This is a genomic window from Dictyobacter arantiisoli, from assembly GCF_008326305.1.
Lineage (GTDB): Bacteria > Chloroflexota > Ktedonobacteria > Ktedonobacterales > Ktedonobacteraceae > Dictyobacter > Dictyobacter arantiisoli.
Genome location: NZ_BIXY01000253.1, coordinates 1 through 1,056, shown reverse-complemented (window position 1 = coordinate 1,056; position 1,056 = coordinate 1). Strand labels below are relative to the sequence as shown.

Below are 1,056 nucleotides of genomic sequence, written 5' to 3'. Positions count from 1 at the left end.
GTAGAACAGATTTATTACCGTGTTCTTACTGCATTTTATCGTCATTCCAATTCGTGTTCAGAAAGAAAGTGAGTTTCTCTTACAGACCTCGATTTTATTGTCTTGACAAAGCGGGGCACTATACTCCATTAACTCCTACTGGCGTAGGTCAAATTATCCTCGATATGAAAAAGCGTGCAGGTATAGAGGGTATCCGTGTTTCTCCTCACACGCTGCGCCATACGTTTGCTCGTACGTATCTGGCTCGTGGTGGTGACCTGGGCAAGCTTTCGCGCTTGATGGGTCATAGTAAGGTGAGCACAACAGAAATATACTTGAAGGATTTTAATAGCCGTGATGCTAGAGTGGATCAATCAGAGTTTTCTCTTATGACCACTTTTAAGGCTAAAAAATCTCGTCGAGGATTTCAGAAGAAACAACGGGATGATTTTGATTCTATGTAGTCTCCGACGCACGGTACATTTGAAACACACTGTTAAAAATTAGCCTCTCCGACATGCGGTTTGGACAAAAAAGAGACAAAAAGGCCCTTTTCACTGGTTGCTTGGTGTAACTGGATGATGGGTCTTTTTTGGCTTGTGGAGCGGGTTTACATGGTAGATTTTTGAAGGATGGGGCTGGGCGGACTCGAACCGCCGACGCACGGTTTAGGAAACCGACGCTCTATCCACTGAGCTACAGCCCCGCTAACTCCTATCATAACATATCTGCCACGTTGGTTCAATGCTCTTTTGGGGCGGTTTGAATGTGAATTTGTATAATAATTTATGAGTCGTTGCTGGATGCCCGGGTGGTTGTAGATTGTCTGAATGAAATACTGATGTATGGTGTCTGTTTTGGGCATAAAAAAAGAGCAGCCGATTTGTTGGCTCCTCGTGTTTACCTATAAATAATAACATATTTTGTTTCAAAAATCAAGGTTAATTTGTGCCAAGGGTGCCATTCATTTTTTTGCAGAGCCCTCTTGAAGAACGTGGCGCGAAAAAGTTTGCCTTCCCCATCGTTTTTGCCCCTCCGTTCGTCCCTTCCGAGGAGCAGGTTGTGGGGCAAAGGTCG

The 1,056-nt window shown here is 44.3% G+C and carries 1 protein-coding gene and 1 tRNA gene; one reads left to right on the top strand and one right to left on the bottom strand.

Annotated elements, in window-relative coordinates:
• A partial coding sequence (locus F1593_RS28095) for a tyrosine-type recombinase/integrase (protein ID WP_149404854.1) occupies positions 1 to 443 on the top strand: 443 nt, incomplete at its 5' end.
• Positions 444 to 612: 169 nt separating this feature from the next.
• Here the strand turns inward: F1593_RS28095 and F1593_RS28090 are convergent.
• Positions 613 to 685 (bottom strand) — tRNA-Arg (locus F1593_RS28090).
• Positions 686 to 1,056 lie beyond the last annotated feature (371 nt).